The 23523-nt window shown below is 68.2% G+C and carries 22 protein-coding genes and 1 pseudogene; 15 read left to right on the forward strand and 8 right to left on the reverse strand.

All coding sequences use genetic code 11. From position 1 onward, the window contains the following. The first annotated feature begins 1 nt into the window (after window position 1). The 3 genes from icmH to SB786_RS18375 all read left to right on the forward strand — a co-directional run bounded on the left by icmH (window position 2) and on the right by SB786_RS18375 (window position 2753). Entirely contained in the window at window positions 2–1216 is a 1215-nt protein-coding gene (gene icmH / locus SB786_RS18365) for a type IVB secretion system protein IcmH/DotU (protein WP_410728678.1), read from the forward strand. A gap of 273 nt (window positions 1217–1489) precedes the next feature. Continuing rightward, a complete protein-coding gene (locus SB786_RS18370; protein ID WP_410728679.1) occupies window positions 1490–1840 on the forward strand; it encodes a hypothetical protein in 351 nt (116 codons plus the stop codon). A gap of 118 nt (window positions 1841–1958) precedes the next feature. Then, entirely contained in the window at window positions 1959–2753 is a 795-nt protein-coding gene (locus SB786_RS18375) for an enoyl-CoA hydratase (RefSeq protein ID WP_410728680.1), read from the forward strand. 143 nt (window positions 2754–2896) lie between these two features. Here the strand turns inward: SB786_RS18375 and alr are convergent, their stop codons facing one another. After that, entirely contained in the window at window positions 2897–4018 is a 1122-nt protein-coding gene (gene alr, locus SB786_RS18380; protein WP_410728681.1) for an alanine racemase, read from the reverse strand. Between the two features lie 305 nt (window positions 4019–4323). Between alr and SB786_RS18385 the strand changes: the two genes are divergently transcribed. From SB786_RS18385 to SB786_RS18400, 4 genes and pseudogenes are all read left to right on the forward strand, one after another. Then, window positions 4324–4695, forward strand: coding sequence for an MAPEG family protein (locus SB786_RS18385; protein ID WP_410728682.1), 372 nt, complete (start codon window positions 4324–4326; stop codon window positions 4693–4695). Between the two features lie 459 nt (window positions 4696–5154). Next, window positions 5155–5364: pseudogene (locus tag SB786_RS18390) on the forward strand (peptidase C45); the annotation flags it as partial. A gap of 15 nt (window positions 5365–5379) precedes the next feature. Continuing rightward, window positions 5380–6714, forward strand: a complete 1335-nt coding sequence (locus tag SB786_RS18395; RefSeq protein ID WP_410728683.1) for an aspartate aminotransferase family protein — start codon at window positions 5380–5382, stop codon at window positions 6712–6714. 25 nt (window positions 6715–6739) lie between these two features. After that, window positions 6740–7294: a carboxymuconolactone decarboxylase family protein gene (locus SB786_RS18400; RefSeq protein ID WP_012365801.1), complete on the forward strand. Its 555-nt coding sequence runs from the start codon at window positions 6740–6742 to the stop codon at window positions 7292–7294. Here SB786_RS18400 and SB786_RS18405 read toward each other — a convergent pair. Beyond that, a complete protein-coding gene (locus SB786_RS18405) occupies window positions 7239–7532 on the reverse strand; it encodes a hypothetical protein (RefSeq protein WP_410728684.1) in 294 nt (97 codons plus the stop codon). The genes SB786_RS18400 and SB786_RS18405 overlap by 56 nt on opposite strands. Between SB786_RS18405 and lpxO the strand changes: the two genes are divergently transcribed. Both lpxO and SB786_RS18415 read left to right on the forward strand, forming a co-directional pair. Then, the gene (gene lpxO, locus SB786_RS18410) at window positions 7504–8403 is read left to right on the forward strand and encodes a lipid A hydroxylase LpxO (RefSeq protein ID WP_410728685.1); all 900 of its coding nucleotides are present in this window, start codon (window positions 7504–7506) and stop codon (window positions 8401–8403) included. The two genes, SB786_RS18405 and lpxO, sit on opposite strands and share 29 nt — an antisense overlap. 169 nt (window positions 8404–8572) lie before the next feature. Continuing rightward, on the forward strand, window positions 8573–9400 hold the full coding sequence (locus SB786_RS18415; protein WP_410728686.1) for an extensin: 828 nt from the start codon (window positions 8573–8575) through the stop codon (window positions 9398–9400). A 114-nt stretch (window positions 9401–9514) separates the two neighbouring features. Here the strand turns inward: SB786_RS18415 and ahpF are convergent, their stop codons facing one another. Further along, the gene (gene ahpF / locus SB786_RS18420) at window positions 9515–11113 is read right to left on the reverse strand and encodes an alkyl hydroperoxide reductase subunit F (protein ID WP_410728687.1); all 1599 of its coding nucleotides are present in this window, start codon (window positions 11111–11113) and stop codon (window positions 9515–9517) included. A 124-nt stretch (window positions 11114–11237) separates the two neighbouring features. Further along, window positions 11238–11801: an alkyl hydroperoxide reductase subunit C gene (gene ahpC / locus SB786_RS18425; RefSeq protein ID WP_034179823.1), complete on the reverse strand. Its 564-nt coding sequence runs from the start codon at window positions 11799–11801 to the stop codon at window positions 11238–11240. 319 nt (window positions 11802–12120) lie between these two features. Here ahpC and SB786_RS18430 point away from each other — a divergent pair, with 319 nt between their 5' ends. From SB786_RS18430 to SB786_RS18440, 3 genes are read left to right on the forward strand one after another with little or no spacing between them, the layout of a single operon-like run. Then, the gene (locus SB786_RS18430) at window positions 12121–13077 is read left to right on the forward strand and encodes an ABC transporter substrate-binding protein (RefSeq protein ID WP_410728688.1); all 957 of its coding nucleotides are present in this window, start codon (window positions 12121–12123) and stop codon (window positions 13075–13077) included. Window position 13078: 1 nt separating this feature from the next. Beyond that, the gene (locus tag SB786_RS18435; protein WP_410728689.1) at window positions 13079–14383 is read left to right on the forward strand and encodes a dicarboxylate/amino acid:cation symporter; all 1305 of its coding nucleotides are present in this window, start codon (window positions 13079–13081) and stop codon (window positions 14381–14383) included. Window positions 14384–14393: 10 nt separating this feature from the next. Further along, window positions 14394–15095 (forward strand): aspartate/glutamate racemase family protein, encoded by a 702-nt coding sequence (locus tag SB786_RS18440; RefSeq protein WP_410728690.1) that lies wholly within the window; start codon window positions 14394–14396, stop codon window positions 15093–15095. 88 nt (window positions 15096–15183) lie between these two features. On the opposite strand, the gene SB786_RS18445 is transcribed toward SB786_RS18440, so the two are convergent. Beyond that, window positions 15184–16077: a LysR substrate-binding domain-containing protein gene (locus SB786_RS18445; protein ID WP_011658529.1), complete on the reverse strand. Its 894-nt coding sequence runs from the start codon at window positions 16075–16077 to the stop codon at window positions 15184–15186. Window positions 16078–16254: 177 nt separating this feature from the next. Between SB786_RS18445 and SB786_RS18450 the strand changes: the two genes are divergently transcribed. The 3 genes from SB786_RS18450 to SB786_RS18460 are packed head-to-tail and all read left to right on the forward strand — an operon-like array spanning window position 16255 to window position 19227. Continuing rightward, a complete protein-coding gene (locus SB786_RS18450; RefSeq protein ID WP_410728691.1) occupies window positions 16255–17421 on the forward strand; it encodes a branched-chain amino acid ABC transporter substrate-binding protein in 1167 nt (388 codons plus the stop codon). A 17-nt stretch (window positions 17422–17438) separates the two neighbouring features. Continuing rightward, window positions 17439–17978 carry an L-2-amino-thiazoline-4-carboxylic acid hydrolase gene (locus SB786_RS18455; protein ID WP_410728692.1) on the forward strand — a complete coding sequence of 180 codons (540 nt, stop codon included), beginning with the start codon at window positions 17439–17441 and terminating at the stop codon, window positions 17976–17978. Beyond that, complete coding sequence (locus tag SB786_RS18460; RefSeq protein WP_410728693.1) at window positions 17971–19227, forward strand: Zn-dependent hydrolase; 1257 nt, start codon at window positions 17971–17973, stop codon at window positions 19225–19227. Before SB786_RS18455 ends, SB786_RS18460 begins: the two co-directional genes overlap by 8 nt. Window positions 19228–19237: 10 nt before the next feature. Here SB786_RS18460 and SB786_RS18465 read toward each other — a convergent pair whose 3' ends face one another. From SB786_RS18465 to glmS, 3 genes are all read right to left on the reverse strand, one after another. Continuing rightward, entirely contained in the window at window positions 19238–20074 is an 837-nt protein-coding gene (locus SB786_RS18465; RefSeq protein ID WP_410728694.1) for a c-type cytochrome, read from the reverse strand. A 271-nt stretch (window positions 20075–20345) separates the two neighbouring features. Further along, window positions 20346–21647, reverse strand: a complete 1302-nt coding sequence (locus SB786_RS18470; protein WP_410728695.1) for a hypothetical protein — start codon at window positions 21645–21647, stop codon at window positions 20346–20348. Beyond that, entirely contained in the window at window positions 21644–23467 is a 1824-nt protein-coding gene (glmS, locus tag SB786_RS18475; protein WP_410728696.1) for a glutamine--fructose-6-phosphate transaminase (isomerizing), read from the reverse strand. The genes SB786_RS18470 and glmS overlap by 4 nt, the downstream gene beginning before the upstream one ends. Window positions 23468–23523 lie beyond the last annotated feature (56 nt).

The following is a 23523-nucleotide window of genomic DNA, read 5'->3' on the forward strand; positions in this document are numbered from 1 at the left end:
GATGACTCGTTCGACAACCGATCCGCTGGGCCACGCAGGCGCCGTGCCCTCGCCACCTGTTGCCGCGCGGCTCAAGGCCGCGGAGCAGGCGATCAACCCGCTGCTCGAAGCGTCGCGCGTCCTGTTGCAGGCATTGGCCGATACGCCCGAAATGCTCGATGCCGACGCTATTGCACGGTGGCGTCGATGGCTGGGGCAGGAAGTTCGTCTCTTCACCCGGATCTCCGGTGAACTCCAGCTCCGTCCCGAGCATGTCCGGCGCGCAAGCTATTGTCTGTGCTCCGCGCTCGACGAGGCGGCGATGCAGACGTCTTGGGGAAAGGGCGAAACAACCGGCGTCGAGTGGCAGGACAACAGCCTGGCGAGTGCATTGGGACATGATCGTCAGGGCGGCGACCGTGTTTTCCAGCTGATCGACGAGGCAATGCGCGATCCGCGCGAGAACCTCGATCTGATTGAGTTGTACCAAAACGTACTCGATCTCGGGTTTCGTGGGCGATACCGATTTGAAGCAGGCGGTCACAAGCGCTTGCAGGTCATTCGCGAACACGTGCACGACGCGGTTATGACGGGTGGGCTGAGCGTGAATCGCGTCAGCGAGCCGCCGAAACGTACGCGACAGACGGCCGATCCGTGGGTACGTCCGGTGGCGGTGCGTCGATCGCGAGCGAGGTTCGTAGGCGGTCTCGCTGTTGCGTTATTGCTGGGGGCCGGGGGCTACGCCGCGGCGGACCGTTGGGTGCGCACGAAAGCGCTCCGCCGGGCTTTGCCGCTTGATGCGCTCGCTCGAAACCTGGAACAGCGGCTTCGCGATGAGGTTGCCGCGGGCAATGTCGAACTGTTCCGCGCGCCCGGCTGCGATACATTGATGCTGCGGTTTGGCGGCCTGTTTGCGCCTGGCGATGCGGCGGTGGCGCCGTGGGGGGCTTCTGTCGTGGCTTCGGCGGGACGGGAAATCGCGGTGCTGACCAACAGCGCAACCGTGCATGTGGCGGGTTACGCGGACAGCACGTCGGCCCGTTCGACACGCCAAGCATCTAACCAGGCGCTTTCCGAAGCGCGGGCCCGGCACGTGGCCCAGATTCTCGTTTCGGCTGGCGTATCGGCGCCGCATATCAGTGTCGAGGGAAATGGCGATGCCGATTCGCTGGCGGACAACGGAACCCCGGCGGGAAGGGCGAGAAATCGCCGCGTCGAAGTGACCATCACGGATTGACGTTCGATAGCGGGCCGATCGGTTATGCGGGCGACGGCGCGTCGTTCGAGGTCCTGCACCTGTTCCGCATCGACGGCAAGACGCTGCGCGTCGTGTTCGCGCAGCCGGTGATGTTCTATCGGAATATCACCGGCGACTGCTTCGGCATGAGTGCGCGGCAGACGGGGGCTGACGCTGTTACCGTTCGCGCTGCGTTTGTCGCTTGGCAATCTGTTGTCGGGGAAATGGCATGGCCGCGTCCACCCGGTCCGGCTGACGGCAAACGGCCTCAGGATGGCGGCGCTGGCCATTCCGACGCTCGCGGTCGCGCTCACGCTGCGCGTGCCGTGGCCGGTGGTCTGGGCGGCGATGCCCGCCTTCGGCACCGGGACCGCATTGTCCGTGGCGCCGCTGATCGCGACCGTGCTCGAACAGGTGCCTGCGGCTGCGGCGAGTGTGGCGTCGGGATTCCTCAATGCGGCGAGACAGGGCGGGAGCCCGCTCGGCGTGGCCATCGCAGGCGCCGCGACGAGACTGTTGCCGAACCTGACCGACGCGCTGTGGGCGATCGCGGCGGTCGGCTGTGTCACCTATGCGACCGCCGCCGTTGCCGCGCGGACGGCGGGCACGGCGAAAGGCACGTGACTGGACGCCGTGCCGAATGTGGAGGACCATTTCATCGATACGTCCCGAACGCGCGTGCACGATCGCTGCGCTTTTCGTGCCGCACCGAATCCTGCCGAACCCTGTCGAGCGGAACATCATGGAACCCGATCAAGAGACTGCCGAGCCGATTCTGCTGCACGACGCGCACGACGGCGTCGTCACGCTGCGGCTGAACCGGCCGCAGCAGTTCAACGCGTTGTCGGAGGCGATGCTCGCGAGCCTGCACGACGCGTTCGAATCGCTGGCCGCCGATCCGCACGTACGCTGCGTCGTGCTCGCCGCGCACGGCAAGGCGTTCTGCGCGGGCCACGACCTGCGCCAGATGCGCGGCAAGCCCGAACTCGATTACTACCGCACGCTGTTCGCGCAATGCAGCCGCGTGATGCTCGCGATGCGCGCATTGCCGGTGCCGGTGATCGCGCGCGTGCAGGGGATCGCGACGGCGGCCGGCTGCCAGCTTGTCGCCGCGTGCGACCTTGCGATTGCGGCCGATACCGCGCGCTTCGCGGTGTCGGGCATCAACGTCGGATTGTTCTGTTCGACGCCGGCCGTCGCATTGAGCCGCAACGTCACCGCGAAGCGCGCGTTCGACATGCTCGTCACCGGGCGTTTCGTCGACGCGGCGACGGCCGCCGCGTGGGGGCTCGTCAACGAGGCCGTGCCCGAGGATGCGCTCGATGCAGCCGTCGCGCGCAAGGTCGCGGAGATCGTCGCGAAGAGCCCGGCGGCGGTGCGCTACGGCAAGCAGATGTTCTACCGGCAGCGCGAATTGCCGCTCGACGAAGCCTATGCGTATGCGGGCGACGTGATGGCGCGCAACATGATGGAAGAGGACGCCGGCGAAGGGATCGATGCGTTCCTGGAGAAGCGCAAGCCGACGTGGCGCGCGTAGCGCGGCGTGGTGCTGCTAGCGCGTGCTCGTTCGCCTGCGTTTCGAGCCTGCCGCAAAAGCAAACGGGCCGCTTGCGACGCGGCCCGCAAATGGATCCGGATGCACCACGACACGAGAGCGTGCCGCCGCATCCGTGACGGCCGTCATCGCCCGTGGCTGCCCGTGCGCAGCAGCGGCTGCACCGTCGACGCGCCCGGCGGCACGATCACGACCGGCACGCGGCGCGCGAGCGCGCACATCAACTCGTAGCCGATCGTGCCGCTGGCTTCGGCGACGTCGTCGACTTTCACCTGATCGCCCCACAGCTCGACGCTCGAACCGATGCCCGCGTTCGGGCACGGCGTCAGGTCGACGGTCAGCATGTCCATCGACACGCGGCCGACGACGCGCGTCATCACGCCGTCCACCGCGATCGGCGTGCCGGTCGGTGCGTGGCGCGGATAGCCGTCCGCGTAGCCGCACGCGACGACGCCGATTCGCATCGGCCGGTCCGCGGTGAAGCGGCGACCGTAACCGACCGTCTCTTCCGGCGCGAGCGTCTGCACGCCGATGATCTTGCTGGTCAGCGTCATCGCGGCCGTCAGCGGCGTGTCGGCGATGTGCCGCGCCGCGCCGGTCGGCGACGCGCCGTACAGGATCGTGCCGGGCCGCACCCAGTCGCGGTGCGCGCGCGGATGCCACAGCACGGCCGCCGAATTCGATGCCGAGCGCTCGCCCGGAATCCCGGCCGTGGCCGCATCGAACTGCTCGAGCTGCCAGTCGACTTCGCCTTCGTCGGCGTTTGCGAAATGCATCATCAGCGTGATCTTGCCGATCGACGGCGCGGCCGCCGCGCGTTCCCACGCGGCACGAAATGCGTGCGGCCGGTAGCCGAGCCGGTTCATCCCCGAGTTCATCTTCAGCTGGATGTCGAGCGGCTGCCGCGGCTTCGCGGCGATCAGCAGGTCGAGCTGTTCGTCGCAGTGCACGGCCGCCGCCAGCCGATGGCGATCGGCCAGTTCGACGTCCGCCGGCTCGAAGATCCCTTCGAGCAGCAGCACCGGCTTGTCCCAGCCGAGCTCGCGCACGCGCACGGCTTCGTCGAGATCGAGCAGCGCGATGCCGTCTGCGGCCGCGAGGCCCGGGTAGATCCGCTCGATCCCGTGACCGTATGCATTGGCCTTGATCACGGCCCATACGCGCGATTGCGCGGCGGCGCGGCGGATGAAGTCGAGGTTGTGACGGACGGCGTCCGGACGGACATGGGCGACGATGGGACGGGGCATGGTCAGGCTCGGGTCGAAAAGTCGTTCGGCGCGCGCGGCGGTGCGGCGCCGGTCGGCAAGACTGGCGCGGCAATGCGTCGAGCCAGTGTTGAGCGCTATCTTATTGGTGTACGACCAGTTTTAATTAACGTATTTGTCGGTGATTTGGTGGAATTTTTGGCGCCAGACCCGCGCCGTCACGGCCGTCATCCGCTCGCATCGCCGAGTCTCCCGTCTAGAAAACCGGTGCGCGAACAGCGCGGGCCAATGCTAAGCTCTGCGCGACCCTGTCATTGACCAATGTAATCATAAAGGAGGAGACCTGGATGACCACGTCCCAGCTGTGCCTGTTCATCGTCGCGCTGTTGCCGTTCCCGCTGACGCTCCTGGCCAAGGCGCGCAAGGGTTACGACAACCACACGCCGCGCGAATACCTGGCGAAGCTCGAAGGGTGGCGCGCGCGGGCGCAGGCCGCGCACCAGAATGCGTGGGAAGCGCTCGCGCTGTTCACCGCCGCGCTGGTGGTCGCCTGGCACAACGGCGCGAATGCGCACCACGTCGACCAGATCGCGATGGGATTCGTCGCGATTCGCGTGGCCTATACGCTGATGTACCTGCTGAACTGGGCGTCGCTGCGCTCGCTGGTGTGGTTCGGCGGAATGGTGTGCGTCGTCGCGCTGTTCTTCGCGGCGCCGTGACGGCGACGTGATGTGAAGGGGGAGGCTGGCGGGCCTCGCATGCCGGCTCGCTCCGTGCCTCCTTTTCCTCCGATTTATCCCGCCCGTCCCGCGCGGGCTTGTTTCGATGCATCGACTCGTCGAGCATGTTTTCGTTGTCATAGTCTCCGCGTTGACAACACGTGTTGCGGTGATGTCTAATTCAACATCGCATGTTGCGGTGTGGCGTGCGGTCGTCGTTCCGGCCCGCCGGCCGGTTACATCGCTCGAGCATGCGCAGAAACAGGAATTCCTGAACCACGTGTCCTGAACGAAACCGAACCACGCGACATGCCGCTTTCCCTTTCGCCCGTCATCGCGGGCACGCCGTTCGACATCGGCGTGCGCGGCGGTAAGCTTGCCCGCCCCGGGTCCGATACGTACATGCAGCAGAGCAGCGCAGGGCAGGCCGTGCACCGTTGGCACGCCCATCCGTTCGTCGCCGCGCTGCTGCGCGTGCTCGGCGATCGCGCACCGGAAGGGCTGCAGATCTATCGCGACGATCCGGCCGACCCCGACGACGAGAACACGCTGGCGACCGCGGTGTTCGCCATTCGCGACGCAGCGATCGACTTCACCATCCATCAGCACGGCACGCAGCGCTTCGCGACGCGCATCGTGCCGTCCGCGCACGCGCGCAGCGCGTCCTGACCCATGAGGCAACGCATGACGACCGTTTTTCATCGCGCTCCACGCGCCACCTTGCCCGTCGCCGTCGCAGGCGACGGCATCGAGATCATCGATTCGACCGGCAAACGCTACATCGACGCGTGCGGCGGCGCGGCCGTTTCGTGTCTCGGCCACAGCAACCAGCGCGTGATCGACGCGATCAAACGGCAGGTGCAGCAACTGCCGTACGCGCATACGTCGTTTTTCACGACCGACGTGGCCGAGGAGCTGGCCGACCGGCTCGTCGACGCAGCGCCCGCTGGCCTCGAACACGTGTATTTCGTGTCGGGCGGGTCCGAGGCGATCGAAGCCGCGTTGAAGCTCGCGCGCCAGTATTTCGTCGAAAAGGGCGAGCCGCGGCGCCGTCACTTCATCGCACGCCGCCAGAGCTATCACGGCAACACGCTCGGCGCGCTCGCGATCGGCGGCAACGCATGGCGGCGCGAGCCGTTCCTGCCGCTGCTGATCGAAGCGCACCACGTGAGCCCGTGCTATGCGTATCGCGACCAGCATGCGGGAGAAACCGACGAAGCGTATGCGCAGCGCCTGGCCGACGAGCTCGAGCAGAAGATCGTCGAGCTCGGCGCGGAAAACGTCGCGGCGTTCGTCGCGGAAACGGTGGTGGGCGCGACGGCCGGCGCGGTGCCGCCGGTGCGACCCTACCTGAAAAAGATTCGTGCGGTGTGCGACAAGTACGGTGTGCTGCTGATCCTCGATGAAATCATGTCGGGGATGGGGCGCACGGGTTACCTGTTCGCATGCGACGAGGACGGAGTCGCGCCCGATCTGCTGACGATCGCGAAAGGGCTCGGCGCGGGTTACCAGCCGATCGGCGCGACGCTGGTGAGCGACCGTATCTACCGCACGATCGTCGACGGCTCGGGCTTCTTCCAGCACGGCCACACGTATATCGGCCACGCGACCGCCTGCGCGGCCGCGCTCGAGGTGCAGCGCGTGATCGCTGAAGAGAAGCTGCTCGACAACGTGAAGGCGCGCGGCGAGCAACTGCGTGCGTCGCTGCGCGCGCACTACGGTGCGCATCCGCATGTCGGCGACGTGCGCGGCCGCGGGCTGTTCGTCGGCGTCGAGCTCGTCCGCGATCGCGACAGCAAGGCGGCGTTCGATCCCGCGTTGAAGCTGCACGCGGCGGTCAAGCGCGAGGCGATGCAGCGCGGCCTGATGGTGTATCCGATGGGCGGCACGATCGACGGCGTGAACGGCGATCACATCCTGATCGCTGCGCCGTTCGTCTGCACCGCGCAGCAGATCGACACGATCGTCGAACGGCTGTCCGGCGCGATCGATGCGGCGCTCGCATCGGCCGGCGCGTGAACCACTACCTCACCGAGTCCCGACCATGACAGACAGACTGCCTCCCTTCGATCCCGCATCGGCCACCGACGAACAGAAGGCCGTGCTCGCCGACATCCTCAGCGGCCCGCGCGGCAACCTGAACGGGCCGTTCCTCGGCTGGATCGCGAGCCCCGAGCTCGCCCAGCACGCGCAGCGGCTCGGCGCGTTCTGCCGCTATCGCACGGGCCTGCCACTGCGCCTGTCGGAGCTCGCGATTCTCGTGACCGCCGCGCGCTGGCGCTCGCAGGCCGAGTGGCACATCCACCATCCGATCGCGCTCGATGCCGGCGTGCCGGCCGCGACGGCCGACGCGATCCGGCGCGGCGTCACGCCGGCGTTCGAATCGGACGACGATGCGCTGATCCATGCATTCGCGACCGAGCTGTACGACACCCAGCGCGTGAGCGATGCGACGTTCGCGCGTGCGCAGGCGCGTTTCGGCCACGAGACCGTGGTGAACCTCGTCGCGCTGCTCGGCTATTACGCGCTCGTCGCGATGACGCTCAACACGTTCGGTATGCGAGCAGACGGACAAACTGATTTGCCGTTTCCGGAATAATCGCCGCATGCGCGTGCGTCGGCAGATGCCGCGCGCGCGTTCCGATTGCGTCGAAAAGCCCGTCCGCACGGGCTTTTCGGCGTTTTGGCGTGACGCGATCGAGATCCCCGCCGTGTGTGGCCGACGCATGGCGCAGCGCCTGCGCGTCAGCGCACGAAATTTTTCCCGTACCTAGAATTCCTGCAAAGAGCTTACGGGGAGATGTATCGATGCGGTGGGTATTGTTGATCGTGTTCATTGCGTGTGTCGTTCATACGCACCGGCGCGGCAAGGTTCGGCACAGGTTGTTCAGGCAACTATCCGATCACTCGACCTTCACCGCGCCGCTGAACTGCTTTTCATACGCGTTCTCTTCGGTGCCGACCACACCGTTTCTCGACCCGCGGCACTTTCCGGAACTCGCGGTGCTGCAGCGCGAATGGCGGACCTTGCGCGAGGAAGCCCTCGAGTTGCGCGATGCCAGCCGGATCAAGGCGTCGGGCGAGTACAACGACATCGGCTTCAATTCGTTCTTTCGCAACGGCTGGAAGCGCTTCTACCTGAAGTGGTACGACGCGCCGCATCCGTCCGCACAGGCGTTGTGTCCGCGGACGGTCGAGATCCTGTCGCGGATTCCGTCGATCAAGGCCGCGATGTTCGCGCAGCTGCCACCGGGCGGCAAGCTCGGGCTGCATTGCGATCCGTATGCGGGCTCGCTGCGCTATCACCTCGGGCTCGACACGCCGAATGACGACGCGTGCCGGATCGTCGTCGACGGCGAGTCGTACGCATGGCGCGACGGCGAGGCCGTGATGTTCGACGAAACCTATCTGCACTGGGCCGAGAATCGCACCGCGCACGATCGCGTGATCCTCTTCTGCGACATCGACCGGCCGATGAAATATCGCTGGGCGCAGCGCGTCAACGATGCATTCGGACAACTGCTGATGCGCGCGGCCGCGTCGCCGAACGAAACGGGCGACCGCACCGGCGGCCTCAATCATGCATTCAAGTACCTGTATGCGATTCGCCGCGCCGGCAAGCGGCTCAAGGCGTGGAATCGCACCGTGTACTACGTCGTCAAGTGGGCGCTGTTCGCCGGGATTGCGGTCGCGATCTTCTGCCTCTGATGGGGCGCGAGCGGGCGGGTCGAACCGTCTGACGATAGGGCGGCGCGGCGTCGTTCGGGCCCCGCCCGCGCTGCGCCGGCGTCAATGCAACCAAATGTATTCATGCGGGATCTGGCGCGAACCGGCGCGTATGATGGCTCGTTCACGTCGGTAAGATCGGTGAGCAAGCATGAGAAGGACCCGAAAGACTTTGATGATCGTCGGCGGATTGCTGGTTGCCGCGGCTGGCAGCGGCTACGTGATGCTCCTGCGCGAGGACCACCGCGCGATCGCGGAGGCCGGCATCGGCGATGCCGCGGCGCCTGCCGCCGCCGTGACCGCGGCGAACGACGACCATACCGCGCAAGGCACGATCGCGCCGCCGGCGGCGGTCGCCGTCCCGTCCCCGCACGTCGACGACGCCGTGCCGCAACGAGCGGCCGTGCCGCCGCCGGCCGCGGCGCGCATGAACCCGCCGCCATCCGCCCCCGTCGCGCCGGTCGTCGCCGCGCAGGCGCCCACCGCGAAACCGAGTGCGCCGCCGCCGACCGTTCATGTCGTGACGGTCGAGCCGGAGGCTTCGACCCCAGCGAAGGCCAAGCCCGCGCCCGTGATTCCGGCGCCGGTACAAGCCGCGCAGCCGCCACAAGCGGCACGGCCGGCGCAACCCGCACAATCCGCACCGCCGGTCCAGGCGGCGCAGGCGAGCCGCCCGAGCCAACTCGCACAGCCGACGCAACGCGCGGAGCGCAAGCGCGACGGGCTCGAGCGACACGCGGCAGCACCGTCCGTCACGAAATCCGAAACGCCTGAAACCGCTGCGCTCGTGCATGAATCGGCGAAGCTCGATCCGTCGTTGCCGCCGCCGCAATACGTGGCGACGCCGAGCGCCGAGCGAGCGCGTCCGTCGGCCGGTGGGAATGCGGTGGCCGCCGCGATGACCGAGCAGCTGGTCCGGCAGTCGAGCAGCTTCAAGGCGCCCGCATCGGCGAGTGCCGGGTCCGCCGCCGCCCAGTGAGAACAGTGCCGGCGCGCTCGCACAGCGCCGCACGACGCCGGATGAAAAAAGACCCCGCACGCCGACCAGGGCATGCGGGGCCAAGAGAGACGAATCCGGGCGGTGCGTCGCGCGTTACGCGGCGATCGCTTCTTCGGCCTGCGGCGCGTCGGCCGCAGCTGGCGTCGCGTCCTGCCGGATCAGGTGATCGAACGCGCCGAGCGAGGCCTTCGCGCCTTCGCCGACCGCGATCACGATCTGCTTGAACGGCACCGTCGTCACGTCGCCGGCCGCGAACACGCCGGGCACCGACGTCGCGCCGCGTGCATCGACGATGATCTCGCCGTGCTTCGACAATTCGATCGTGCCCTTCAGCCATTCGGTGTTCGGCACGAGGCCGATCTGCACGAACACGCCTTCGAGATCGACGCGCTTCGCTTCACCCGAACCCAAATCCTTGTAGACGAGCCCGTTCAGCTTGCTGCCGTCGCCGGTCAGCTCGGTCGTCTGCGCCTGCGTGACGATCGTCACGTTCGGCAGGCTGCGAAGCTTGCGCTGCAGCACCTCGTCCGCGCGCAGTTGCGCGCCGTATTCGAGCAGCGTGACTTCCCTCACGATGCCGGCGAGGTCGATCGCGGCCTCGACGCCCGAGTTGCCGCCGCCGACCACCGCGACGCGCTTGCCCTTGAACAGCGGGCCGTCGCAGTGCGGGCAGTATGCGACACCGCGGTTGCGGTATTCGCGCTCGCCCGGCACGTTGATTTCGCGCCAGCGCGCGCCGGTTGCCAGGATGATCGTCTTCGCCTTCAGCACCGCGCCGTTCGCGAGGCGGATCTGATGCACGTCGCCGGGAATCAGCGCGTCGGCGCGCTGCACGTCCATGATGTCGACGTCGTACTGCTTCACGTGCTGCTCGAGCGCGGTGGCGAACTTCGGCCCTTCGGTTTCCTGCACCGACACGAAGTTCTCGATCGCCATCGTGTCGAGCACCTGGCCGCCGAAACGCTCGGCCACCACGCCCGTCGCGATGCCCTTGCGCGCCGAGTAGATCGCGGCGGCCGCACCGGCCGGGCCGCCGCCGACGATCAGCGTGTCGAACACCGGCTTGTTCTCGAGCGACTTCGCGGCGCGGGCGCCGGCGCCCGTGTCGAGCTTCGCGAGGATCTCCTTCACGCTGCTGCGGCCCTGGCCGAACGATTCGCCGTTCAGGAACATCGTCGGCACGGCCATGATCTGGCGCGCTTCGACTTCGTTCTGGAACAGCGCGCCGTCGATCGCGACGTGGCGGATGCGCGGGTTGATCAGCGACATCACGTTCAGCGCCTGCACGACTTCCGGGCAGTTCTGGCAGGACAGCGAGAAATACGTTTCGAACGCGTAGTCGCCGTCGAGCGCACGGATCTGTTCGATCACGTCGTCGTCGAGCTTGATCGGATGGCCGCCAGTCTGCAGCAACGCCAGCACGAGCGACGTGAATTCATGGCCCATCGGGATGCCGGCGAAGCGGATGCCCGCCGGCTTGCCGGGTTCGCCGATCGAGAACGACGGCTTGCGCTCGGCGTCGTCGCGGCGTTCGGTCACGGTCACGCGCGACGTCAGCGACCCAATCTCGTTGAGCAGCGCAAGCAGTTCCTGCGACTTCGCGCTGTCGTCGAGCGACGCGACGAGTTCGATCGGGCGCGTGATCTTTTCGAGGTACGCTTTCAGTTGATTCTTGAGATTGGCGTCGAGCATGGCGTTTCGGATTCCGTATTGATATTTCTGGTCGGGCACGTCGTGCCGGAGGAGGGCGCGGGCCGCACGAGGCGGCCCGCGGCGCGTCGCTCGCGCGCCTCGTGCGAGGCGTACGCAGCGAGCGTCAGATCTTGCCGATCAGGTCGAGCGAGGGGGTCAGCGTTTCCGCACCCGGCGTCCACTTGGCCGGGCACACTTCACCCGGGTGCGCCGCGATGTATTGCGCAGCCTGCACCTTGCGCAGCAGTTCGCCTGCGTCGCGGCCGATGCCGTTGTCGTGGATTTCGCACAGCTTGATCTCGCCTTCCGGGTTGATCACGAACGTGCCGCGCAGCGCCATCCCTTCTTCCTCGATCAGCACGTCGAAGTTGCGCGACAGCGTGAGCGTCGGGTCGCCGATCATCGGGTACTTGATCTTGCCGATCGTGTCCGACGTGTCGTGCCATGCCTTGTGCGTGAAGTGCGTATCGGTCGACACGCCGTAGATTTCGACACCCAGCTTCTGGAATTCCGCGTAGCGGTCGGCGAGGTCGCCCAGCTCGGTCGGGCAGACGAACGTGAAGTCGGCCGGGTAGAACACGACGACGGACCACTTGCCCTTGAAGTTCTCTTCGGACACGGGCACGAATTCGCCGTTGTGGTATGCGGTTGCCTTGAACGGCTTGATTTGGGTGTTGATGATCGGCATCTTGCGAGTTCCTTTGGGTTGGTGTTGATGAAGTGTTCCCAGTATCCGGGTTGACCCCGAGTTTGTGAAATTGCTTGTTTCAATCCTCGGCATCGGGAATTCCTATCTGCTTCCGGCCCCCGTTGCGGCGGGCCGTCCGGACGGCCCGTGACATCCGGGCCGGGCCTTCCGGCGGATTTCGGCCGGCCGGCGCTTCTGACACATTGGGCGTGCGGGAGCGAGCGGCGCCGAACCACGGCCACGCGCTTCGCGCCAGGCCCGGCATCCGTTCGGCACGAACGGCTGCGCGGTCGTTCGACACGCTCCGTCAACCTGCGCCATGAACCTCTTTTCCGGACGCGCCGCGCGCGCGCTGCTTGCGTGGTGCCGCGACATCTTCCTCGTGCGCCGATGCGTGCTTCGGCACTTGCGCGGCGCGGCCTGCGCATTCATCGCAGTGTCGTGCGGTGCACCGGCCGTGGCCGTCGACGCGTACGCACCGACCGCGCCCGCCACCACGGCCACCACCGCCACCGGCCTCGTGCCGATGCCCGACGGCCGGCTGCTTGCGCCCGAGTTCGCGCGCATCGTCACGCGCGGCACGCTCGTCGTCGCGGTGCTCGGCGTCGATCAGCCGCCGTTCTTCTGGTCGCGCAACGGCGCGTTGGCGGGCGTCGACATCGACCTCGCCGACGAGCTGGCAAAAAAGCTCGGCGTGGCCGTGCAGTTCGACCGCGACGCGCGCACCTTCGACGACGTCGTTCACCTGCTCGCGACCGGGCAGGCCGACGTCGCGATCAGCAAGCTGTCGCGCACGTTGCCGCGGGCGCAGGTGGTCAGCTTCAGCACGCCGTACATCAGCCTGCGGCGCGCGCTGCTGATCAACCGCGTCAGCTTTGCGGAACTCGCGAAAGGGCGGCCGCTGCCGGAAGTCGTGCGCGACTACCGCGGCACGATCGGCGTCGCCGAGGGCTCGGCCTACGCCGATTATGTGCGCAACGATTTCCCGGCCGCGCGGGTACGCATCTATCCGGACTGGCCGGCGGCGCTCGATGCGCTGAACGCCGGCGCGGTATCGGCCGTGTATCGCGACGAACTCGCGATCAAGCTGATGATGCAGGACAGCCCGACCGCGCCGATCCGGCTGCGCGTCGCGACATTCGACGACCTGACCGATGCGATCGCCGTCGGCGTGCCGGTGTCCGCGCCGACGCTGCTCGCGTTCGTCAACCAGTTCCTGGCCGAGCGCAACAAGCGGCTCGACGTGAAATCCCTGCTCGATGCGATGGGCCACTGATATGAACATGAACGACACCCGCAGGATCAAGCCACGCATCGAGCGGCTGCATGCGCTGGCGATCCATCCGTTGACGGTATTCGGCAGCCTCGCGCTCGGGATCGTCGCGGGCATGCTGTGGCCGGTCGCCGCGCCGCAGTTCGACTACGTGGGCGAGGTGTACGTCGGCCTGCTCAAGATGACGGCGCTGCCATTCATGACGGCCGCCGTGATCTTCAGCCTGCAGCGGCTGCTGCGCGAGGGCAGCGCATCGGATCTCGTGATGCGCGTGATCGCGATCTTCGGCTGCGTGTCGGTGTTCGTCGTGGTGGTCGGCGCGGTCGTGCTGGTCGCGATGCGCCCGGGCGAGCACCTGTCGAACGCGACGCTGAAGGCGTTCGGCGCGCTGCTCGGCAGCGACGGCGCGGCGAGCGACACCGTGATGACGCTGTACGGCACGGATCCCGCGGAGAAGTCGTCGGGTCTCGCCGACATGCTGATCGCGCTGGTGCCCGGCAACTTCTTCGCGGCGCTCGCGAGCGGCGACACGCTGAAGGCGCTGGTGTTCTCGCTGTTCTTCGGCTTCGCGTCGGGGTGCGTGCCGGCGAGTATCTCGGCGGCGCTGAGCCAGACGCTGGAAACCGTGTATTTCACGTGCCAGAAGATCATGCACTGGCTCGCGTATCCGACGCCGATCGTGCTGTTCTGCGGCGGCGCCGCGCAGATCGGCACATCCGGGTTCGGGCCGCTCGAGGCGATGGTCCGCTTCGTCGTGGCGTTCGTCGTCGTCGCGCTCGTGCTGATCGCGGCGGCGATCGTCGTGATCTGGAAGCGCTCGGGCGCGACGCTGCCCGAGACGCTCGCCGGGTTGCGCACGCCGTTCGCGATGGCGCTCGCCACGCGCAGCAGCGTGGCCTGCATGCCGAGCATGATCGAGTGCCTGGCCGACGGATTCGGCTTTGCGCGGGCGCGCGTCGAACTGGTCGTGCCGCTCGCCGTGTCGCTGCTGCGCGTCGGGCCGATGGTCTATTACGCGAGCGCGACGCTGTTCGTCGCGCAACTCTACGAGCGCCCGCTCGGCCCCGGCGAGCTGTGTGTCCTGCTGGTGGCGTCGGTGCTGGCCGGGTTTGCATCGACCGGTACGTCGGGGGTCGTGACCGTGTCGCTCGCGGGGATGGCGTGCGCGGCGCTGCACCTGCCGTTCGAGGCCGCGTTCGTGCTGTTCGTGGCAGTCGATCCGTTCTGCGAGATCTTGCGGACGTTGTTGCTGGTGATCGGCAACTCGGCCGTCGTATCCGCGATCTGTGCGCGGCCGTCGCGCGCGTGAAGGAGGCATCATGGCACTCATCGGTGTATTGGGCGGAATGGGACCGCTGGCCACGGTCGACTTCATGCATCGCGTGATCCGGTTGACGCGCGCGCGCTGCGATCAGGATCATCTGCCGATGATCGTCGCGAACCTGACGCAGACGCCCGATCGCGTGCGCGCGATCGTCGACGGCGGGACCGATCCGCTGCCGGCGCTGCTCGACGGCGTTGCGCTGTTGAACCGCTGCGGCGTCGACGTGATCGCGATCCCGTGCAATACCGCGCATCACTGGTATGCGCCGCTGCGCGAGCGCAGCGCGGTGCCGATCCTGCATATCGTCGATGCGTCGGTGGCCGCGTTGCCGGCCGGCCTGCGGCGCGTCGCGGTGCTTGCGACAGGCGGCACGCTGGTGTCGGGCCTCTACCAGGCGGCGCTGCGTGCGCGCGGTTTCGAGCCGGTGATGCCGGGCGTGGCCGCGCAGCGCGATATCGTCGCGTGCATCGCGGCCGTCAAGGCGGGGAAGATCGATGCGTCGGCGCGGTGCCTGACGCGCGCGCTCGCGACGCTCGCGCGGCGGGACGTGGGTGTGGCGGTGATGGGCTGCACGGAAATTCCGATCGCCGCGCGTGCGTTGCGCGATGCGCCGTTCGCGTTGATCGACAGCACGCAGGAGCTGGCGCGGGCGACGGTCGCGTATGCGGCCGAGCGCGGCTGGGGGCGGGCAGTGTGACGCGCGGCTCTCCAGCATGCATGACGGACGCCGCTCGCGCGGGCCACGCGTGTGGAGACGCCCGGCCGTCAGGCGGCGGGCCAGCCGCTCAGGCGGCGATCTTCCTCAGCCAGTCGGCAAGCCGTCTCGCGCCGTCCGGCATGTCCGCATCCTCGCGCGTGCACAGGTAGTAGTCGCGCCCGTCGTCGAGCGCGTGGTCGAACAGCTGCACGAGTTCGCCGCTCGCCAGTTCGCGCTCGACCAGCGGCGCGCGCAGCAGCGCCGCGCCGAGGTCCGCGCGCGCCGCGCTCAGCGTCAGTTGCCCATCCTCGAACATCGGCCCCACCGCATGCGACACGTGCCGCACGCCGGCGCCCTGCAGCCAGTTGACCCAGGTGCTGCGATCCTCGTCGTGCACGAGCGGCGCCCGCGCGAGATCGGCCGGCGTGCGGAACGGCCCGTGGCGCTTCAGGAACGACGGGCTGCACATCGGCACCATCGCGCCCGGCAGCAGCCGCTCGCAGCGGTAGCCGGGCCAGTCGCCGGTGCCGAAGCGGATCGATAGATCCGACGCGTCGCTTCGATAGTTGCGGTGATGGGCGTACAGCACGGTGACGTCGACGTCGGTGTTGTCGGCGAGGAACGCGTGCAGCCGCGGAATGAACCAGCCGATGCCGAGCAGCGGAATCAGGCTGATCGTGATCTGCCGCAGCGACGAGCGGTCGCGCACGAAGCGCGTCGCGCTGCGCAGCACCGAAAACGCGGCGCTGATCGAGCGGTAATAGTCGCGCCCCTCGTCGGTGAGCGCGAGCAGCCTGCCTTCGCGCACGGTCAGCGGCGTCTGGATGAACGCTTCGAGCAGTTGCAGCTGATGGCTGACCGCGGACGGCGTGATGTCGAGTTCGTGCGCGGCCGCGGTGACCGAGCCGAGACGCGCGAACGCCTCGAACGCGCGGACGGCGCGCAGCGGCGGATCGTGCGGCAATTGTTCGATATTTTTCATGTGTCGAATTTTATCGAAAAATCAGGGTAAGCGACAATCTGAAAATGCGCTGTATTTACAGGCGTTTACGCTATTGTGTCGGGAATGGCATAAGCATCCAACAATTGAGTATTTGGGGTGCGGGTGCCGAATCTTTAATATTTTTCATGTTTTGATCCGAATCACTGATCCCCGCACATGAAAATCGCCTTTCTTCCCGCCCGTCTCGCCTTTTCCGCGGCCGCCCTCATCGCGGCCGTTCCCGCCTTCGCGCAATCCGCGCCGCAGACGATCCTGATCGGCCTCGCCGCGCCGCTCACCGGCCCGTCCGCGCGCATCGGCAAGGACTTGCAGAACGGCGCCCAACTCGCGATCGACGACGCGAACGCGAAGCATCCGAGCATCGGCGGCAAGCCGGTCGTCTACAAGCTCGTCGCGGCCGACGACCAATCCGACCCGCGCACGGCCGTCGCGGTCGCGCAGCAGCTGGTCGACCAGCACGTGATCGGCGTCGTCGGTCACTGGAACACGGGCTGCAGCGTGCCGGCGTCGCGCGTCTATCGCGATGCGGGCATTGCGCAGATCGCGCCGGCCTCCACCGGCCACCAGTACACGCAGCAGGGCTACGCGACGGCGTTCCGCATCATGGGTCACGACGATGCGGGCGGCAACTTCACCGGCGCGTATGCGGTGAAGACCCTGAAGGCGAAGCGCATCGCGGTGATCGACGATCGCACGTCGTTCGGCGCGGGGCTGGCCGACCAGTTCATCAAGGGCGTGCAGGCGAACGGCGGCACGATCGTCGACCGCCAGTACGTGAACGACAAGACGACCGACTTCAGCGGCGTGCTGACCGCGATCAAGGGCAAGCGCGCGGATCTCGTGTTCTTCGGCGGGCTCGACGCGCAGGCCGCGCCGATCGCGCGCCGGATGCGCCAGCTCGGCGTGAACGCGCCGTTGCTCGGCGCCGGCGGTTTCGTGAGCCAGACGTTCCTGTCGCTCGCGGGCAAGGACGGCGAAGGCGTGACGGCGCTCGAACCGGGCCTGCCGCTCGACCGGATGCCGGGCGGCAACGCGTTCGACGCGCAATATCGCGCGCGCTGGCACGCGCCGATCGAGCTGCACGCGCCGTTCGCGTACGACGCGGCCGCCACGCTGATCGCGGCCGTTCAGAAGGCCGGCACGACGCAGCCCGCGAAGGTGGTCGCGGCCGTGCGCGCGATCGACCGGTCCGGCGTGACCGGCCGGGTCGCGTTCGATCAGGAAGGCAATCTGAAGGATCCGGCGTTCACGATCTACCAGGTACGCGGCGGCAAGTGGACCGTCGTCGACGTGCTCGGCGGCGCGCGCCCCGCAACGAAATAACGACGGAGACGTTTCCCATGACCGACACGACCCAGGCAGCCGCGGCGGCACACGAGGACACGCGCCTCGGCATCCTCGCGCGGCGCCGCATCGAAGCGGAAATCATCAAGCCGATCTACGAGATCATGAAGCGCGAATTCGGCGCCGAGCGCGCGCAGGCCGTGATCGCGGAAGCCGTGCGTGGCGCGGCTGTCGACGCGGGCCGCACGTTCGCCGCGCAGGAGCCCGACGGCACGAGCGTGCAGTCATTCATCTCGCTGCAGGTGCTGTGGGAGAAGGACGACGCGCTCGACGTCGAGGTGCGCCGCGCGGATGACGCGCACTACGACTACGACGTGCATCGCTGCAGCTATGCGGAGATGTATCACGCGATGGGGCTCGGCGAGATCGGCCATCTGCTGAGCTGCGCGCGCGACAGCTACTTCATCGAGGGTTACGACCCGCGCATCGCGCTCACGCGCACGAGCACGATCATGCAGGGCGGCAAGCGCTGCGATTTCCGCTATGCGCTGCAGGCCGCGCCGCGCGACGACGCAGCGGAGGCCGGCAATGCGTGACGACCTCGCACGCGCACCGCGTGTCGACGGCACGCGGCTGTGGGCATCGCTCGAACGGATGGCGCAGATCGGCGCGACGCCGAAGGGCGGTGTGTGCCGTCTCGCGCTGACCGATCTCGACCGCGAGTCGCGCGACCTGTTCGTGCAGTGGGCGCGCGACGCCGGCTGCACGGTGCGGGTGGATCGGATGGGCAACGTGTTCGCGCGCCGCGCGGGCCGCAATCCCGACGCCGCGCCGGTGATGACGGGCTCGCACGCCGATTCGCAGCCGACCGGCGGCCGCTACGACGGCATCTACGGCGTGCTCGGCGGCCTCGAGGTCGTGCGCGCGCTGAACGATGCGGGCATCGAGACCGAGCGCCCGATCGACGTCGTGATCTGGACCAACGAGGAAGGCTCGCGCTTCGCGCCGGCGATGATCTCTGCCGGCGTGTTCTCGGGCGTCTATCCGCTCGAATACGGGCTGTCGCGCACCGACGGCGCCGGCAAGACGATCGGCGAGGAACTCGCGCGGATCGGCTATGCGGGTGCCGAGCCCGTCGGCGGCTATCCGGTGCATGCCGCCTACGAACTGCATATCGAACAGGGCGCGATTCTCGAGCGCGCGGGCAAGACGATCGGCGTCGTGACGGCCGGGCAGGGCCAGCGCTGGTACGAGGTGACGCTGACGGGCGTCGACGCGCACGCGGGCACGACGCCGATGGAATTCCGGCGCGACACGCTGGTGGGCGCCGCGCGGATGATCGAATTCGTCGATGCGCTCGGCCGTCGCCATGCGCCACATGCGCGCGCAACGGTCGGGATGATCGAGGCGCGCCCGAATTCGCGCAACACGGTGCCGGGCAACTGCTTCTTCACGGTCGAGTTTCGCCATCCCGACGATGCGGTGCTCGACGCACTCGATGCGGCGCTGCGTGCGGAACTGGCGCGCGTGGCGGCCGACGCCGGGCTCGGCGCGCGGATCGAGCAGATCTTCACGTATGCGCCGGTGCCGTTCGCGCCGCGCTGCATCGACGCGGTGCGCGACGCGGCGCAGGCGCTCGGGCTCTCGCACATGGACATCGTGTCCGGTGCGGGCCACGACGCATGCTATGTCGCGCGCGTCGCGCCCACCGGCATGATCTTCGTGCCGTGCGTCGACGGGCTGAGCCACAACGAGGCCGAGGCGATCACCCCGGAATGGTCGACGGCGGGGGCGGACGTGCTGCTGCGCGCGGTGCTGCAAAGCGCGCAGGAAACGGGCGCCTGATCGGCGCGGCTTACTTGCCGGCCTTGCGCCGCGCCATGTACGCGAGGTAGGCGACGATCTGGTCGAGTTCCCGGTCGCTCAGTTGCTCGGGCGGGAACGCCGGCATCACGCGGCCCGGCCAGTCGCGCACCGATGCCGGATTGCGGATGTAGCGGCGCAGCGCGGCGGGCTGGAAGTAGTCGACGGGATTCATCGGCGCGTTCAGGTCGGGGCCGGCCTGGCTGCTGCCCGCGCCGTCGAGGCGGTGGCACGCGAGGCATTGCGTGACGAACAGCCGCTGGCCCACGCGGGCCGGATCGTTCGCCGGCAGCGCGGGAGCGACGGCCAGCGACGGCCAGCGCGCGAGCGGCGACGATTCGACCGTGATGCGCACGATCTGATACGGCCACTGCTCGCCGCGCACCGACGACGCGTCCGCCCCGAGCCACACGAGATAGAACGGCCCCGCGCTGACCTGCTTGCCCGGCAGCTTCGGCCACGGGTGCGCAGGATCCTCGATCGCGAGCCACGCGATGGCGCCGGCCGGCGCACGGCGGCGCGCGAGATCCAGCGGTAATTGCGCGGCGAAACCGTCGGCCGCGCGCGTTTCGAGCACGCCGTCGGCGGCTGGCGGCATGTCGCCGAGCAGCGCGGCGAACGGCACCGCGCGGAACGTCATTGGCCGGCCGTACGCAATGTCGCGCGGCACGTGGATGTCCGTCGCGTCGGCGCGCGCGAGCAGCGCCTCGCGCGTCAGGACGCGCGGCGTGCCGTCGGTGTCGAGTTCGAGCGAGCCCTGGGCGGATGCGCGCGTGGCGATCAGGCACGCCATCATCAGCAACAGCGAAAACCACCGGCGCTTCAGCATTCGTACTCCGTGGAAGGGGCGTTGCGGCGGCGGCAAAAGGGCGAGTGCCGCGGCCGATGGAAGGAATCGGGCGACAGTCTATCCGGTACGCGCGGCGCTGGCGACTGCGGCGCGGGAGCAGGGGAGCACGGGGGCCGGGATCGAACCGGCGACGTCGGCGTGTCCGGCTATGCAGCCGCCGGATGCGTGCGCAGGCATCGCGCCACGCGGTTCCGACAGCGGCGCAAAGGCATCTGTGAAGCGCGTCGATCCGGATCGACGCGCGGCGTCGTCAATGCGTCGGACACTGCGCGTCGGCCTTCGGCAACGGCGTGTTCCGCGCCGTGTCGAAATCGGCTTCGCGCGTGCCGGACGGTGTCAGCGACACGAAATGCATCGCCCCGCCGCGTGCCGGGAATCCGGCGATGCCGGTCGAGCTCCACGGAATCGGCGAACGCTGTACGCCGCTCACCGACATGCCCGTGGGCGAAAGCGCGAGCGTCAGCAGCCGCCCGTCGCGGGTCGGCACGTACGCATGCGTGCCGTCGACGCCGATCCCGGACTCCCGCACCGACGCGGGCAGGCAGTCGAGCGTCGCGACGCGACGGCCGTCCGGCTCGATCAGCATCGCGACGCCGCGATTGTCGGCGGTCGTCGTGACGACGACGAAGCGGTCGACCGCCGGCACGTAGGCCGCCGAATACACGTAGTACTGGATCGTGTCGTTCAGCACCCCGAGCTTGTCGAGCTTGGCCGTGACCGGATCGAACGTTGCGTATTCGAGCGTCGCGTCCGTGCTGCCTTCGATGTATTTCTGCCAGACCAGCAGCGCGCGGCGCGGCGAGCCCGCGACCATGGGCCACCACTCGCGGCGGCGCGGCGCGACCGGCACATGGTTCAGCACGTGTCCTTCGGCGTCGTAGGTTTTCACGTAGACGCCGTTGCCGGTGCCGAGATTGTCGACGCCGCCGCCGTCGATCCAGTCGGCGGAATAGAACACGACGAAGCGTTCGCCCACCGCGGCGACGTGCCCCGAGTGGCCGCCCGCTTCGACGTCGTTCGGGTAGGGCTTGACGGGCTTCAGGTCGCGCCGGTAGATGCCGTATCGCTGGCTGACCGTCTCCGGCGTGTCCCAGCCGTCCTCGAACGTAACGAAGATGTCGCCGCGCGGGTTCTGCGCGATCGACACGGGTTCCTGCGCCTCCGGGCGGCTGATGAACGTACGGACGCGCAGCAGGCCCGGCTTGCCCGGCAGCCATTCGCCGACATACACGTCATGCGGCCAGTTGCCGTTGTGCAGCGCGCCGCGCGGCGCGATGCCCGAGCTGCTGAAGAACACCCAGCGCCGGCCGTCGCCCGCATCGGCCACGCCGATCCCGTGCATGAAGCGCCGCGCGTCGCCGCGTTCCTGCGGCGCCGCGGGTTCCTGCACGGTGACCGTGTGCACGACCGGCGCGCCCGCGCACGCGTACGACGGCGCCACGGCGGCGCCGCACGCGCCGCACAGAACAGCCGCGACGCGCCACGCGGCGGCACGCCGGGCCGCGCGTGCGCGTAGGGTGACCGCGTGCGCCACGTCCGGCCGTCCCGTCATTCGACGGTGACCGATTTCGCGAGGTTGCGCGGCTTGTCGACGTCGGCGCCGCGCGCGCAGCCGACGTGATACGCGAGCAGCTGCAACGGAATCACGTTGACGATCGGCGACAGCGCATCGCCCGATTCGCGCACGCGGATCAGGTGCGTGTCGCGGTCGGCCTCGATCTCGAGCTGATGCCCCGCGAGCACGTACAGCCGTCCGCCGCGGGCGCGCACTTCGGCCATGTTGGACTTCAGCTTCTGGAACAGGCGGTCGTCCGGCGCGATCGTGACGACCGGCATCGCGCTGGTGACGAGCGCGAGCGGGCCGTGCTTCAGCTCGCCGGCCGGATAGCCTTCCGCATGGATGTACGACACTTCCTTGAGCTTCAGCGCGCCTTCCAGCGCGATCGGATAGTGAATGCCGCGCCCGAGGAACAGCGCGTTCTCGGTGCGCGCGAACTTCGCGGCCCAGCCCATGATCTGCGTTTCCAGCGCGAGTGCGTGGGCGATGCGCTCCGGCAGTTCGTGCAGTTTCTTCAGGTGCATCGCGACCTGCGCGGCGTCGAGCCGGCCGCGCTGCTGCGCGAGCGTCAGCGTCAGCAGGAACAGTGCGACGAGCTGCGTCGTGAACGCCTTGGTCGACGCGACGCCGAGCTCGATGCCGGCACGCGTCAGGAAGCAGAGCGGCGCGCTGCGCGCGATCGAACTGGTCGCCACGTTGCAGATCGCCATCGACATGTCCTGGCCCATCCCGCGCGCGCGCTCGATCGCGCCGATCGTGTCGGCGGTCTCGCCGGACTGCGAGATGCCGACGACCAGCGTGCGCGGCTCGGGCACGCTATCGCGATAGCGGTATTCGCTCGCGATCTCGACCTGTGCTGGGATGCCCGCGATGCTCTCGAGCCAGTATTTCGCCGTCAGGCCCGCGTAGTAGCTGGTGCCGCAGCCGAGCAGCAGTACGTTTCTGGTCTTCGACAACAACGCGCGCGCGCTTTCCTCGCCGCCGAACAGCGCGGGCGAGATCGTGTCGATGCCGTCGATCGTGGCGGCAATCGCCTTCGGCTGCTCGAAGATCTCCTTCTGCATGAAGTGCTGATAGGGCCCAAGCGCGGCGTCGTCGTCGCGCGCCTTGACCTCGCACAGCGGACGCCTGGCTTCGCACCCGACCGAATCGACGACGTCGATGCGCTCCGGCGTGATCAGCGCGACGTCGCCGTCTTCGAGGTAGACGAAGCGATCGGTCAGGTCGCCGAGCGCCGCGCAGTCGGACGCCAGATAGTTCTGGTCCGCGCCGATGCCGATCACGAGCGGCGAGCCGGCGCGCGCGGCGACGAGCCGCTGCGGTTCGAGCGCGCTCAGCACGGCGATCGCATACGCGCCGTGCAGCCGCTTGACCGCGCGGACGACGGCATCGAACAGGTCGTCGCGATAGACGCTATGGATCAGGTGCGCGATCACCTCGGTGTCGGTTTCTCCGCGAAACGTATAGCCGCGCTGCCGCAGTTCGGCGCGCAGTGCGTCATGGTTTTCGATGATCCCGTTGTGCACGACCGCGATCGTGTCGCCTGACATGATCGGATGCGCGTTGACTTCCGACGGCGCGCCGTGTGTCGCCCAGCGTGTGTGCGCGATGCAGGTCTGCGCTTCGAGACCGAGCGTCAGCACGCGATCCTGCAGGTCCGCCACGCGCCGCAGCGTGCGTTCGCTGCGCAGGTGGCCGTCGCGTAGCACGGCGATGCCGCACGAATCGTAGCCGCGATACTCGAGCCGGCTCAGCGCATTGACCAGTTGCGGCACCTGATTGTTCAGGCCGCTTGCTCCGACGATTCCGCACATGATTTACCTCTCTCCAGGGAAGTTGCCGGCTGGCGCGCGCGACGCGCGGCAGCACG

The sequence above is a fragment of the Burkholderia sp. SIMBA_062 genome (assembly GCF_046534765.1).
GTDB lineage: Bacteria > Pseudomonadota > Gammaproteobacteria > Burkholderiales > Burkholderiaceae > Burkholderia > Burkholderia ambifaria.